Raw genomic sequence first — 13,319 nt, forward strand, 5'->3', positions numbered from 1 at the left:
AGGTGCTGCCCAATGAGAATGAAATGTACCATTGCTTATGACGGGCATTTATTTAACGGATATCAGGTTCAGCCTGGAAAACGGACCGTTCAAAGTGAACTGGAAAAGGCGCTGGCCGTCATCCATAAAACCGACGGCAGAGTGCCTGTCTACTCATCCGGCCGCACTGACAGCGATGTTCATGCTGCCGGACAGGTCATTCATTTTGATACCCCGCTGTCCATTCCGGCTGAGAAATGGCCGTTTGCGCTCAATGCCCTGCTGCCTGATGACATTGCCGTCAAAACAGCAGAGATTGCGGATGATGGGTTCCATGCACGATTTAGCGCAGTCCAAAAGGAATATCGCTACTTTGTATACACGGAGAAACACCCGGACGTATTTAAACGACATTACGCTTACCATTTTGCATATCAGCTTAATGTGCAGAAAATGAGGGAAGCTTCAAGGCACCTCATCGGGACACATGATTTCACAAGCTTTTGTGCGGTTGATACCGCGGTTCAGGATAAAGTCAGAACGATTTACGAGCTGGAATGGACTGAGACCGGAGACGGCCTGCAAATGCGGATCACCGGAAACGGATTTCTCTATAATATGGTCAGAATCATTGCCGGAACGTTATTGGACACAGGGGCTGGAAAATTTTCTCCTGATGACGTAAAAGCAATGCTGGAAGCGAAGGATCGCGAAGCCGCGGGGCGCACCGCACCGGGGCACGGGCTGTATTTATGGAGCGTTTGCTATGACAACTAAACCAGGTGTAACATTTTCTTGACAGAGTCTGCATAAAGTTATAAGATATCATATGGTATGTATTTCAACCCCACGATAAGCCCCGGAACTTATTGTGTTGTGAAATAGAACGTAACAGAAGTTTATGAAAAAATGACAGATCATTTAGGAGGGAATTAAATGCGTACAACACCTATGGCTAACGCAAGTACTATTGAACGCAAGTGGTTAGTTGTTGATGCAGCAGGCAAGACTTTAGGACGTCTTTCTACAGAAGTTGCATCTATCCTTCGCGGAAAACACAAACCAACTTACACACCGCACGTTGATACTGGAGATCATGTGATCATCATCAACGCTGAAAAAATCGAGTTAACTGGTAAAAAGTTAACTGATAAAATCTACTACCGTCACACAATGCACCCAGGCGGTCTGAAATCAAGAACTGCTCTTGAAATGCGTACAAACTACCCTGAGAAAATGCTTGAGCTTGCTATCAAAGGCATGCTTCCTAAAGGTTCTCTAGGTCGTCAAATGTTCAAGAAATTGAACGTATACCGTGGTTCTGAGCATCCACACCAAGCACAACAGCCTGAAGTTTACGAACTTCGCGGTTAATTAAAAGGGAGGTTACCAATTTGGCACAGGTTCAATATTACGGTACTGGCCGTCGTAAAAGTTCTGTAGCGCGTGTGCGCTTAGTTCCAGGAGAAGGTCGTATCGTCGTTAATAATCGTGAAATCAGCGAGCACATTCCATCGCCAGCTCTAATCGAAGATATCAAACAACCATTAACTTTAACTGAAACAGCTGGTACTTATGATGTTTTAGTAAACGTACATGGAGGCGGCTTATCTGGTCAAGCTGGAGCAATCCGTCATGGTATCGCTCGTGCTTTGCTTGAAGCAGATCCAGAATACCGTGCAACACTTAAACGTGCTGGTCTTCTGACTCGTGACGCTCGTATGAAAGAACGTAAAAAATACGGTCTTAAAGGCGCTCGTCGTGCACCTCAATTCTCAAAACGTTAATCGTTTTGGATTGCAAAAACCACAACTTCTTGGTTGTGGTTTTTTTGTATTTTTTTCTCAAATCCAAGAGGTTATCCAATGTTTTTCTAGAATTGTTTGTTATACTCTATTCATTAACAATAAGGAGCGCAGTTATAATGAATAAGTTAGCCATACATAACAGCAAAGCATGGGATAAAAAAGTCGAAATTGGCAATGAGTGGACGGTTGCGGTTGATTCACATACGATTGTCAAAGCGAAAAAAGGCAATTGGAGCATCAGAATGACCCCGGGAAAAGACGTACCGGCGGATTGGTTCCCGCCCATAGATGGTCTGAAGGTTCTTTGCCTCGCTTCAGGAGGGGGACAGCAAGGCCCGGTGCTGGCTGCTGCGGGAGCTGATGTCACCGTCTTTGACAATTCAGAAAAACAGCTTGCGCAAGACAGAATGGTTGCTGAGCGGGAAAATCTTACGCTCCGGACTGTCAAAGGCAGCATGAATGATCTGAGCTGTTTTGAGGATGAGTCATTTGATTTTATCGTGCATCCGGTATCGAATTGCTTTGTTGATACGGTGCTCCCGGTATGGAAAGAAGCCCACCGCGTATTAAAAAAAGGCGGATCTTTAGTCTCCGGTTTTGTAAATCCCGTCGTGTTTTTATTTGATATGGATTTAGAGCAGGAGGGCGTCCTAAAAGTAAAGTATTCCATTCCGTTTTCGGATGAAAAGGATCTCAGTAAGAAAAAAGTAAAGGAACTCATTGACAATAATGAAGCGCTGGAAATCGGCCATACGTTAGAGGATCAAATTAAAGGCCAGATTGACGCGGGCTTCATGGTTACCGGCTTTTATGAGGACAAGGGCGGCCTCGTCCTGGATGAATACATTAATACATACTCTGTAACAAGAAGCATTAAAATATAAAAACAGCATCCCGTCAGAGGTGCTGTTTTTTTGCGGGCCGCGCTTGTCTGTGATTCCGCTCAGCCTCTCATCAAGCACCTGCCGACTGTGCTGTAACAGCATTTTCACAACACCGCCTCTGCCCTTTAAACATGGAACCCCTTCATTTGGGAGGATTTCCACTATCAACAAAGCATGCTTTTCCCTTTTTCCTTTCAAAATAACAGTAAAAAGGAGCGTGAATGGCAATGGCAGAGGTATTATCTTTTTCAGACGTGAAACGGCAGAAGGATTTTGAGCTTGAGAAGAATTTACTCAAGGAGCTGTCACTGACGCAGATCATTCAATCCGTAAAAGCATGTCTTTCCCCTTTGTTTCCCTTTCTCCAAGATGAAAACGGCATTCTAAGTGAAGGGTGCATAGATTTTGCAATAGAAGCGTATTTATTAGGCGGCCGGTTCGGCGTCTTTGGCTATTACGGTGAGTCTTTGCAAAGGGCAAACGCCCGTTCGTCTGAAGAGGAGGAAGAACTGGCGGTCGATTTTTTTGAATATCTTTGCAGCTGGACGCATGAGCAATATTCTTCCGTTGAACAAAAAGAAATCTACGAAGCGTCATGCAGGTTTATCAACAGCTGGTGGACGGAGGGGTTTCTGCAAAGGAAAAAACAATGTAAGCTCCGCATGAGGTAATCATAATTTCTTCCCTTGTCCCATACTTATTAATAACGGGGACAAGCGGGAGGGAAAGGTATGAGAAATAAGCTGAAATGGCTCGGTTTTTTACTTGGCTTTATCATATTATTGTGTTTATTCCGGTTTCAATTCCATAATGATGATTCCTGGCGGCCGTGGAGTCTGCCGCTGAGCGGGAAAATCATCTATCTCGATCCGGGACACGGCGGGCCGGACGGCGGCGCCACGGGAAGCAATCACCTTGAAAAGGATATTACGCTCGAAGTGGCCTCCAGAGTCAGAGACTATTTGCAGGAGCAAGGGGCTTTGGTCATCATGACGCGGGAGACGGATACCGACTTAGCGCCTGAAGGGATGAAAGGCTACAGCAGACGCAAAGCGGAAGATCTTAGAAAGCGTGTGGAGATCATCAACCGTTCAGAAGCAGAGCTTTATATCAGCATTCACTTGAACGCCATACCGTCACCGAAATGGAGCGGCGCCCAAAGCTTTTACTATGGAAAATACGAAGAGAATGAAAAAGTGGCAAAATATATACAGGACGAATTGAGAATTAACTTGGAGAATACAACGAGAAAGACGAAGCGGATACACGGCATTTACTTAATGCAGAATGTAACCAAACCGGGCGCGCTGGTGGAGGTCGGATTTTTGTCCAACCCCGCGGAAGCGAAAAGGCTCAGCCAGCCTAAATATCAGGATAAAATCGCATCTTCCGTGTATAAGGGCGTATTGAGATACTTCACAGAGAAAGGAGACCCTCCCGAGTAAGGAGGGTTTTTCGCCGATTCTATGATTAATATATGGTATAATACCATTTGTAAACGAATACACAAAGGGTGAGGGTTCGATGATAAGAGAAGATGAAGTAAGAAATATAGTCGGAAAAATGCGCGAACCTTTTCTTCATAGACCGCTGGGAGAATTGGATGCCGTTAAGGAAGTAAAGGTCAAGCCGGAGAAACGGCATGTCAGTGTAAAAATTGCATTGGCAAAAACGGGGACGGCTGAACAAATGGGCATTCAGCAGGAAATTGTATCCGTCCTGAAAGAAGCGGGAGCGGAAACTGTCGGCCTTCGGTTTGAAGAGCTGCCGGAAGAGACATTGGCGAAATTCAGCCAACCGGCGCCTGAAAGCGAAACCCTGCTGAATAGGAAACATCCGCCGGTCTTTCTGGCGGTGGCAAGCGGAAAAGGCGGTGTCGGCAAATCAACGGTTTCCGTCAATCTGGCCATTTCTCTTGCGCGGCTCGGCAAAAAAGTCGGCCTGATCGATGCGGATATATACGGTTTCAGCGTGCCTGACATGATGGGTATTACAGTTCGTCCGACAGTAGAAGGAGAAAAACTGCTTCCTGTCGAAAGATTTGGAGTAAAGGTCATGTCTATGGGCTTTTTCGTGGAAGAAAACGCTCCGGTTGTTTGGAGAGGACCGATGCTTGGCAAGATGCTGAACAACTTCTTCCACGAGGTTGACTGGGGAGAGGTTGACTATATCGTTCTTGATCTGCCGCCGGGCACGGGTGATGTTGCGCTCGATGTACACACGATGCTTCCGAGCAGTAAAGAGATTATCGTAACAACGCCGCACCCTACAGCCGCATTTGTAGCAGCGAGAGCGGGTTCTATGGCAATTAAAACCGATCATGAAGTTGTAGGGGTCATTGAAAACATGGCTTACTATGAAAGTGCAAAAACCGGCGAAAAAGAATATGTGTTCGGTCAAGGCGGAGGAGATAAGCTTGCGGAGGAATTGCAGGTGCCGCTGCTCGGCAGAATTCCTTTAAAGCAGCCTGATTGGGACAAAGACCAGTTTGCGCCTTCTGTCTACGACAGAAGCCATCCGATCGGAGAAATTTATATGGGTATCGCCCAAAAAGTCATTGAAAAAACGGCTGAATAAAAAAGGGGCCGGGATCAATAGGGCCCGGCCTTTTATTGGCTTTCTTTTTCAGAGCTTGAAGCCGCTTTTTTCAGTTCATCTTCAAATTGCTTTTTGAAAAGCGGGCTGGAAAGTGTCTCTGTAATCACATCTTCTAGGTAACTGCGGAATTTTTGGCTTTTCACCAGCTCGTAGTATTTCTTATCCATGCCGGGGTCCTGCAAGATCTGCATAAAACTTTTCTGATAATCAGGGTCTTTCATCAGTTTTTTTATGATTTTTTCGTGCTCGGGCTGAAGTGTTTTCGCAAAGCTTTCGGCGAACTTTGAGTCTTCAAAGATCGTTTTCCAGAACTCCGCCCCTTTTTTAGAGGTGAGGGTTTTCTCTATCGTGCCTTTAATGGCGTTTTGATCAATCACCAATGCCTCATTCATCGCATCATCATTTAATATTTCCTTAATTGCTTTTTTTCCATCATCTGTCTTTAATATATCGACAACCATTTTTTTAGTCTGGTCATAATCCATATCCGCTGCTTGGTCTTTTGGAGCACAAGCTGTTACAGATAACACAACAAAACAGCTTATCAATAGCGTTTTGGCTTTTGACATACATAAGCTCCTTCCTTACTTGTTCTTACTTTTAATATGATTCATCGGAATGGATTTATACATAACAAAATATCGCTGAACGCGATTGTCAGGGGGATGAATAAGAGATGAAAAGCCGCGGGCTTGTTCGATTTTTCTTTTCGATTTTAGCTGTGGGCGCTCTTATTACAAGCGTCGTGGGATTTGCACTGAAGTGGGGGGAGTACAAGGGGTTCTTTCTGAATTTTGAGGCCGGACAGATTTTCTCCGTTCTGATCTGGTTTATCGGAGTAGGCATGATTTTCAGTGTGATCAGTCAAATGGGATTCTTCGTGTTTTTGACGGTGCACCGGTTTGCCCTTGAAATCCTCAGATCGAGTTCGCTTTGGAATCTGCTTCAGCTGTTTATCATTCTGTTTGTTGCTTTTGATTTAATGTACGTCAGATTTTTATTTTTCGGTGAGCGGGATGACTCGATTGCAGGGTTTGTGTGGCTGCCGCTGGCTCTGCTTGCCGTCGGCCTGTTGACGGCATATATAAAACAAAAGCAGTCCTCGAGAAATACGTTCGTTTCATCATTATTTTTAATGGTTGTTATTACAGCGCTTGAATGGGTTCCTGCGTTAAGAGTGAATAATGAGGACTGGCTTTATTTGATGCTGATCCCGCTGATGGGCTGCAATGCGTTCCAGCTGTTAATGCTGCCGAAGTTTGCCCAGAGGTAGTTATTTCACCTCTGATGATTTGACGTCAGTATTTGCGATCAGATCACCGACAGTCACGTTTTTAAGCCCCTTTTGCTTTAAATTGTGAATAATGGCGGGGAGCGCTTCTTCCGTTTGTGTTGCTGAATCAGAGGCGTGCAGCAGGACAATGTCGCCGCCTTTTATATTACTGTTTACATTTTCAATGATTTTATCAGGCCCGGGATTTGTCCAATCGTGTGAGTTAATGCTGTAATGAACCACTGAATAGTGGTACTGCTGTGCAATGGTAAGAACCTTTTTATTAAATTGTCCGGTCGGGGGGCGGAGTAAATGAACATTCTTTACACCCATTTTTTTAAATGCGGTCTGAGCCCGGAGGATATCCTTTTTAATGTCTTGGTCCTCTAGGTTGGTATAGTTCTTATACGCGTATCCCATGCTTCCGATTTGATGCCCGTCTTTGATCATACGTTCCACTGTATCCGGGTGCCGCTCCGCCCAAGAAGCTGACAGAAAAAAAGTGGCGTTTTTTATGCCGTTTGCTTTTAGTGTGTTCAGAATCGGAACCGCTTTTTCATCGCCCCAGCTGATGTCAAATGTTAATGCGACTTCGTCTGCTTTCGTCTCCCCTTTAGAAATCGCCTTCGGACCGTTATCCGTTAAAAATACAGGAAGAGGGACGGCTCTCTGTATATAAAATAAGCTGGCTGCTGCAAATGCGGCAATGATAATAATAAGCAGCTGTTTTATCCTTTTGATGTGCCACACGTAGAAGTGGTTCACTGATGACGCCTCCTTATCTTGTCCATGCTTGATTACATCCTATGCCGCAGCGGATATGAATATAACGAATTATGTTTTTAAATAAAATGAAAAAAACACTTGCTATATTTAGCGAATGCATGGTATATTATTATTCGTCGCTGATGAACAGCAGACAACAAGAAAAAGCTTCGAAAACAACTTGAAAAAGTTGTTGACATAAAAGAAGCTGAGTGGTAAGCTAATAAAGCTGCTTCAACAAGCAGTAATGATCTTTGAAAACTAAACAAGACAAAACGTACCTGTTAATTCAAAGTTTTAAATAAATCGCACAGCGATGTGCGTAGTCAGTCAAACTACTTTATCGGAGAGTTTGATCCTGGCTCAGGACGAACGCTGGCGGCGTGCCTAATACATGCAAGTCGAGCGAACAGATGGGAGCTTGCTCCCTGATGTTAGCGGCGGACGGGTGAGTAACACGTGGGTAACCTGCCTGTAAGACTGGGATAACTCCGGGAAACCGGGGCTAATACCGGATGCTTGTTTGAACCGCATGGTTCAAACATAAAAGGTGGCTTCGGCTACCACTTACAGATGGACCCGCGGCGCATTAGCTAGTTGGTGAGGTAACGGCTCACCAAGGCGACGATGCGTAGCCGACCTGAGAGGGTGATCGGCCACACTGGGACTGAGACACGGCCCAGACTCCTACGGGAGGCAGCAGTAGGGAATCTTCCGCAATGGACGAAAGTCTGACGGAGCAACGCCGCGTGAGTGATGAAGGTTTTCGGATCGTAAAGCTCTGTTGTTAGGGAAGAACAAGTGCCGTTCAAATAGGGCGGCACCTTGACGGTACCTAACCAGAAAGCCACGGCTAACTACGTGCCAGCAGCCGCGGTAATACGTAGGTGGCAAGCGTTGTCCGGAATTATTGGGCGTAAAGGGCTCGCAGGCGGTTTCTTAAGTCTGATGTGAAAGCCCCCGGCTCAACCGGGGAGGGTCATTGGAAACTGGGGAACTTGAGTGCAGAAGAGGAGAGTGGAATTCCACGTGTAGCGGTGAAATGCGTAGAGATGTGGAGGAACACCAGTGGCGAAGGCGACTCTCTGGTCTGTAACTGACGCTGAGGAGCGAAAGCGTGGGGAGCGAACAGGATTAGATACCCTGGTAGTCCACGCCGTAAACGATGAGTGCTAAGTGTTAGGGGGTTTCCGCCCCTTAGTGCTGCAGCTAACGCATTAAGCACTCCGCCTGGGGAGTACGGTCGCAAGACTGAAACTCAAAGGAATTGACGGGGGCCCGCACAAGCGGTGGAGCATGTGGTTTAATTCGAAGCAACGCGAAGAACCTTACCAGGTCTTGACATCCTCTGACAATCCTAGAGATAGGACGTCCCCTTCGGGGGCAGAGTGACAGGTGGTGCATGGTTGTCGTCAGCTCGTGTCGTGAGATGTTGGGTTAAGTCCCGCAACGAGCGCAACCCTTGATCTTAGTTGCCAGCATTCAGTTGGGCACTCTAAGGTGACTGCCGGTGACAAACCGGAGGAAGGTGGGGATGACGTCAAATCATCATGCCCCTTATGACCTGGGCTACACACGTGCTACAATGGGCAGAACAAAGGGCAGCGAAACCGCGAGGTTAAGCCAATCCCACAAATCTGTTCTCAGTTCGGATCGCAGTCTGCAACTCGACTGCGTGAAGCTGGAATCGCTAGTAATCGCGGATCAGCATGCCGCGGTGAATACGTTCCCGGGCCTTGTACACACCGCCCGTCACACCACGAGAGTTTGTAACACCCGAAGTCGGTGAGGTAACCTTTTTGGAGCCAGCCGCCGAAGGTGGGACAGATGATTGGGGTGAAGTCGTAACAAGGTAGCCGTATCGGAAGGTGCGGCTGGATCACCTCCTTTCTAAGGATTTTAACGGAATATAAGACCTTGGGTCTTATAAACAGAACGTTCCCTGTCTTGTTTAGTTTTGAAGGATCATTCGATTCTTCGAGATGTTGTTCTTTGAAAACTAGATAACAGAAGTAATTCACATTCAATTGTAATGCAAGATATCACGTAGTGATTCTTTTTAACGGTTAAGTTAGAAAGGGCGCACGGTGGATGCCTTGGCACTAGGAGCCGATGAAGGACGGGACGAACACCGATATGCTTCGGGGAGCTGTAAGCAAGCTTTGATCCGGAGATTTCCGAATGGGGAAACCCACCACTCGTAATGGAGTGGTATCCATATCTGAATACATAGGATATGAGAAGGCAGACCCGGGGAACTGAAACATCTAAGTACCCGGAGGAAGAGAAAGCAAATGCGATTCCCTGAGTAGCGGCGAGCGAAACGGGACCAGCCCAAACCAAGAGGCTTGCCTCTTGGGGTTGTAGGACACTCTGTACGGAGTTACAAAGGAACGAGGTAGATGAAGAGGTCTGGAAAGGCCCGCCATAGGAGGTAACAGCCCTGTAGTCAAAACTTCGTTCTCTCCTGAGTGGATCCTGAGTACGGCGGAACACGTGAAATTCCGTCGGAATCCGGGAGGACCATCTCCCAAGGCTAAATACTCCCTAGTGACCGATAGTGAACCAGTACCGTGAGGGAAAGGTGAAAAGCACCCCGGAAGGGGAGTGAAAGAGATCCTGAAACCGTGTGCCTACAAGTAGTCAGAGCCCGTTAACGGGTGATGGCGTGCCTTTTGTAGAATGAACCGGCGAGTTACGATCCCGTGCAAGGTTAAGCAGAAGATGCGGAGCCGCAGCGAAAGCGAGTCTGAATAGGGCGAATTGAGTACGTGGTCGTAGACCCGAAACCAGGTGATCTACCCATGTCCAGGGTGAAGTTCAGGTAACACTGAATGGAGGCCCGAACCCACGCACGTTGAAAAGTGCGGGGATGAGGTGTGGGTAGGGGTGAAATGCCAATCGAACCTGGAGATAGCTGGTTCTCTTCGAAATAGCTTTAGGGCTAGCCTCAAGGTAAGAGTCTCGGAGGTAGAGCACTGATTGGACTAGGGGCCCCTACCGGGTTACCGAATTCAGTCAAACTCCGAATGCCGATGACTTATCCTTGGGAGTCAGACTGCGAGTGATAAGATCCGTAGTCGAAAGGGAAACAGCCCAGACCGCCAGCTAAGGTCCCAAAGTATACGTTAAGTGGAAAAGGATGTGGAGTTGCTTAGACAACCAGGATGTTGGCTTAGAAGCAGCCACCATTTAAAGAGTGCGTAATAGCTCACTGGTCGAGTGACTCTGCGCCGAAAATGTACCGGGGCTAAACGTATCACCGAAGCTGCGGACTGTTCTTCGAACAGTGGTAGGAGAGCGTTCTAAGGGCTGTGAAGCAAGACCGGAAGGACTTGTGGAGCGCTTAGAAGTGAGAATGCCGGTATGAGTAGCGAAAGAGGGGTGAGAATCCCCTCCACCGAATGCCTAAGGTTTCCTGAGGAAGGCTCGTCCGCTCAGGGTTAGTCGGGACCTAAGCCGAGGCCGAAAGGCGTAGGCGATGGATAACAGGTTGATATTCCTGTACCACCTCCTCACCATTTGAGCAATGGGGGGACGCAGGAGGATAGGGTAAGCGCGGTATTGGATATCCGCGTCCAAGCAGTTAGGCTGGGAAATAGGCAAATCCGTTTCCCGTGAAGGCTGAGCTGTGATGGCGAGCGAATTATAGTAGCGAAGTTCCTGATTCCACACTGCCAAGAAAAGCCTCTAGCGAGGTGAGAGGTGCCCGTACCGCAAACCGACACAGGTAGGCGAGGAGAGAATCCTAAGGTGATCGAGAGAACTCTCGTTAAGGAACTCGGCAAAATGACCCCGTAACTTCGGGAGAAGGGGTGCTCTGTTAGGGTGCAAGCCCGAGAGAGCCGCAGTGAATAGGCCCAGGCGACTGTTTAGCAAAAACACAGGTCTCTGCGAAGCCGTAAGGCGAAGTATAGGGGCTGACGCCTGCCCGGTGCTGGAAGGTTAAGAGGAGCGCTTAGCGTAAGCGAAGGTGCGAATTGAAGCCCCAGTAAACGGCGGCCGTAACTATAACGGTCCTAAGGTAGCGAAATTCCTTGTCGGGTAAGTTCCGACCCGCACGAAAGGCGCAACGATCTGGGCACTGTCTCAACGAGAGACTCGGTGAAATTATAGTACCTGTGAAGATGCAGGTTACCCGCGACAGGACGGAAAGACCCCGTGGAGCTTTACTGCAGCCTGATATTGAATGTTGGTACAGCTTGTACAGGATAGGTAGGAGCCTTGGAAACCGGAGCGCCAGCTTCGGTGGAGGCATCGGTGGGATACTACCCTGGCTGTATTGACCTTCTAACCCGCCGCCCTTATCGGGCGGGGAGACAGTGTCAGGTGGGCAGTTTGACTGGGGCGGTCGCCTCCTAAAAGGTAACGGAGGCGCCCAAAGGTTCCCTCAGAATGGTTGGAAATCATTCGCAGAGTGTAAAGGCACAAGGGAGCTTGACTGCGAGACCTACAAGTCGAGCAGGGACGAAAGTCGGGCTTAGTGATCCGGTGGTTCCGCATGGAAGGGCCATCGCTCAACGGATAAAAGCTACCCCGGGGATAACAGGCTTATCTCCCCCAAGAGTCCACATCGACGGGGAGGTTTGGCACCTCGATGTCGGCTCATCGCATCCTGGGGCTGTAGTCGGTCCCAAGGGTTGGGCTGTTCGCCCATTAAAGCGGTACGCGAGCTGGGTTCAGAACGTCGTGAGACAGTTCGGTCCCTATCCGTCGCGGGCGCAGGAAATTTGAGAGGAGCTGTCCTTAGTACGAGAGGACCGGGATGGACGCACCGCTGGTGTACCAGTTGTTCTGCCAAGGGCATCGCTGGGTAGCTATGTGCGGACGGGATAAGTGCTGAAAGCATCTAAGCATGAAGCCCCCCTCAAGATGAGATTTCCCATTCCGCAAGGAAGTAAGATCCCTGAAAGATGATCAGGTTGATAGGTCTGAGGTGGAAGTGTGGCGACACATGGAGCTGACAGATACTAATCGATCGAGGACTTAACCTAATTTGAATGTATGCTTCCTGTTATCTAGTTTTGAGAGAACACTCTCAATGGTTTGGTGGCGATAGCGAAGAGGTCACACCCGTTCCCATGCCGAACACGGAAGTTAAGCTCTTCAGCGCCGATGGTAGTCGGGGGTTTCCCCCTGTGAGAGTAGGACGCCGCCAAGCTTTTTATTTTATCTACCATGTTTTTGTTTATGAAGCTTATAATATTCCGCAGTAGCTCAGTGGTAGAGCTATCGGCTGTTAACCGATCGGTCGTAGGTTCGAGTCCTACCTGCGGAGCCATTGCTTCCATAGCTCAGCAGGTAGAGCACTTCCATGGTAAGGAAGAGGTCAGCGGTTCGAGCCCGCTTGGAAGCTTATCTAAAATACGTTGATCTGAAGCAGTTTCCGTACGTTATGGAACTGTTATTTTTTGTTTAAAGCAGTAAAAACCTAGTGCTAATTGCAGCAGGTTTTCTGATGAAGTCTGTTTTCTTCGTTATAAATTAATTTTTAAATGGTATTGACTTTCATCAAAACCCTGATATAATTACTTTTGTCATAATGAACCGTATGAATTTTCGGTTTTTGGATAGGCTTTTACTTTAGATTAAGCAGAGAGTTACACCGTCTTAGCATTACTGAATAAATAACATGAGAGTTTTCTTTTTTGGTGCTGTTATTTTTATTTTATTTTGGCCATTCATTACTTATTTACTTGCGGAAGTAGTTCAGTGGTAGAACATCACCTTGCCAAGGTGGGGGTCGCGGGTTCGAATCCCGTCTTCCGCTCCATTATTTTATTGCGCCCGTAGCTCAATTGGATAGAGCGTTTGACTACGGATCAAAAGGTTAGGGGTTCGACTCCTCTCGGGCGCGCCATAATTTATTTGAAAATCGGGAAGTAGCTCAGCTTGGTAGAGCACATGGTTTGGGACCATGGGGTCGCAGGTTCGAATCCTGTCTTCCCGACCATTCTAAACACTAGAAATAATATACTGATTTTATTTTTACTCTTTTTAAAAAAGTACTTG

General features: G+C 47.5%; 10 protein-coding genes, 5 tRNA genes and 3 rRNA genes. 16 read left to right on the forward strand and 2 right to left on the reverse strand.

Going from position 1 to position 13,319, the window contains the following annotated elements:
- The first annotated feature begins 12 nt into the window (after positions 1-12).
- The 7 genes from truA to ACW5MY_RS00925 all read left to right on the forward strand — a co-directional run bounded on the left by truA (position 13) and on the right by ACW5MY_RS00925 (position 5,248).
- Positions 13-756 (forward strand): tRNA pseudouridine(38-40) synthase TruA, encoded by a 744-nt coding sequence (gene truA / locus ACW5MY_RS00895; protein ID WP_013350823.1) that lies wholly within the window; start codon positions 13-15, stop codon positions 754-756.
- Positions 757-915: 159 nt separating this feature from the next.
- Entirely contained in the window at positions 916-1,353 is a 438-nt protein-coding gene (gene rplM / locus ACW5MY_RS00900; RefSeq protein WP_013350824.1) for a 50S ribosomal protein L13, read from the forward strand.
- A 20-nt stretch (positions 1,354-1,373) separates the two neighbouring features.
- The gene (gene rpsI, locus ACW5MY_RS00905) at positions 1,374-1,766 is read left to right on the forward strand and encodes a 30S ribosomal protein S9 (RefSeq protein WP_003225846.1); all 393 of its coding nucleotides are present in this window, start codon (positions 1,374-1,376) and stop codon (positions 1,764-1,766) included.
- Between the two features lie 137 nt (positions 1,767-1,903).
- Positions 1,904-2,671: a class I SAM-dependent methyltransferase gene (locus tag ACW5MY_RS00910; RefSeq protein WP_289394101.1), complete on the forward strand. Its 768-nt coding sequence runs from the start codon at positions 1,904-1,906 to the stop codon at positions 2,669-2,671.
- 227 nt (positions 2,672-2,898) lie between these two features.
- Entirely contained in the window at positions 2,899-3,342 is a 444-nt protein-coding gene (locus ACW5MY_RS00915) for a DUF2521 family protein (RefSeq protein ID WP_289394102.1), read from the forward strand.
- 60 nt (positions 3,343-3,402) lie between these two features.
- On the forward strand, positions 3,403-4,116 hold the full coding sequence (gene cwlD, locus ACW5MY_RS00920; RefSeq protein ID WP_289394103.1) for an N-acetylmuramoyl-L-alanine amidase CwlD: 714 nt from the start codon (positions 3,403-3,405) through the stop codon (positions 4,114-4,116).
- Positions 4,117-4,195: 79 nt separating this feature from the next.
- Positions 4,196-5,248, forward strand: coding sequence for an Mrp/NBP35 family ATP-binding protein (locus ACW5MY_RS00925; RefSeq protein ID WP_065521553.1), 1,053 nt, complete (start codon positions 4,196-4,198; stop codon positions 5,246-5,248).
- A 32-nt stretch (positions 5,249-5,280) separates the two neighbouring features.
- Here the strand turns inward: ACW5MY_RS00925 and gerD are convergent, their stop codons facing one another.
- Positions 5,281-5,838: a spore germination lipoprotein GerD gene (gene gerD / locus ACW5MY_RS00930; protein ID WP_013350829.1), complete on the reverse strand. Its 558-nt coding sequence runs from the start codon at positions 5,836-5,838 to the stop codon at positions 5,281-5,283.
- A gap of 107 nt (positions 5,839-5,945) precedes the next feature.
- Between gerD and kbaA the strand changes: the two genes are divergently transcribed.
- Positions 5,946-6,542 carry a KinB-signaling pathway activation protein gene (kbaA, locus tag ACW5MY_RS00935; RefSeq protein ID WP_045514132.1) on the forward strand — a complete coding sequence of 199 codons (597 nt, stop codon included), beginning with the start codon at positions 5,946-5,948 and terminating at the stop codon, positions 6,540-6,542.
- Here the strand turns inward: kbaA and pdaB are convergent, their stop codons facing one another.
- Positions 6,543-7,307 (reverse strand): polysaccharide deacetylase family sporulation protein PdaB, encoded by a 765-nt coding sequence (gene pdaB, locus ACW5MY_RS00940; RefSeq protein WP_289394104.1) that lies wholly within the window; start codon positions 7,305-7,307, stop codon positions 6,543-6,545.
- Between the two features lie 340 nt (positions 7,308-7,647).
- On the opposite strand from pdaB, the gene ACW5MY_RS00945 reads away from it, so the two are divergent.
- The 8 genes from ACW5MY_RS00945 (at position 7,648) to ACW5MY_RS00980 (ending at position 13,260) form a co-directional block, all read left to right on the forward strand.
- Positions 7,648-9,197 (forward strand): 16S ribosomal RNA (locus ACW5MY_RS00945).
- A gap of 174 nt (positions 9,198-9,371) precedes the next feature.
- Positions 9,372-12,301, forward strand: a 23S ribosomal RNA gene (locus ACW5MY_RS00950).
- 51 nt (positions 12,302-12,352) lie between these two features.
- A 5S ribosomal RNA gene (gene rrf / locus ACW5MY_RS00955) occupies positions 12,353-12,468 on the forward strand.
- Together the 16S, 23S and 5S rRNA genes with 5 tRNA genes alongside form the textbook arrangement of a ribosomal RNA operon.
- 45 nt (positions 12,469-12,513) lie before the next feature.
- Positions 12,514-12,588: transfer RNA gene (locus tag ACW5MY_RS00960), tRNA-Asn, on the forward strand.
- 2 nt (positions 12,589-12,590) lie between these two features.
- Positions 12,591-12,663: transfer RNA gene (locus ACW5MY_RS00965), tRNA-Thr, on the forward strand.
- Between the two features lie 342 nt (positions 12,664-13,005).
- Positions 13,006-13,080: transfer RNA gene (locus ACW5MY_RS00970), tRNA-Gly, on the forward strand.
- 10 nt (positions 13,081-13,090) lie between these two features.
- Positions 13,091-13,167, forward strand: a tRNA-Arg gene (locus tag ACW5MY_RS00975).
- A gap of 16 nt (positions 13,168-13,183) precedes the next feature.
- Positions 13,184-13,260 (forward strand) — tRNA-Pro (locus ACW5MY_RS00980).
- The last annotated feature ends 59 nt before the right edge of the window (positions 13,261-13,319 follow it).

The sequence above is a fragment of the Bacillus sp. Bwzl_19 genome, from assembly GCF_054900515.1.

What these genes read in the sequence shown, in the direction of transcription:
- truA (WP_013350823.1), top strand. Translation starts at nt 13, where the DNA reads ATGAGAATGAAATGTACCATTGCTTATGACGGGCATTTATTTAACGGA.
- rplM (WP_013350824.1), top strand. Translation starts at nt 916, where the DNA reads ATGCGTACAACACCTATGGCTAACGCAAGTACTATTGAACGCAAGTGG.
- ACW5MY_RS00910 (WP_289394101.1), top strand. Translation starts at nt 1,904, where the DNA reads ATGAATAAGTTAGCCATACATAACAGCAAAGCATGGGATAAAAAAGTC.
- ACW5MY_RS00915 (WP_289394102.1), top strand. Translation starts at nt 2,899, where the DNA reads ATGGCAGAGGTATTATCTTTTTCAGACGTGAAACGGCAGAAGGATTTT.
- cwlD (WP_289394103.1), top strand. Translation starts at nt 3,403, where the DNA reads ATGAGAAATAAGCTGAAATGGCTCGGTTTTTTACTTGGCTTTATCATA.
- ACW5MY_RS00925 (WP_065521553.1), top strand. Translation starts at nt 4,196, where the DNA reads ATGATAAGAGAAGATGAAGTAAGAAATATAGTCGGAAAAATGCGCGAA.
- gerD (WP_013350829.1), bottom strand. Translation starts at nt 5,838, where the DNA reads ATGTCAAAAGCCAAAACGCTATTGATAAGCTGTTTTGTTGTGTTATCT.
- kbaA (WP_045514132.1), top strand. Translation starts at nt 5,946, where the DNA reads ATGAAAAGCCGCGGGCTTGTTCGATTTTTCTTTTCGATTTTAGCTGTG.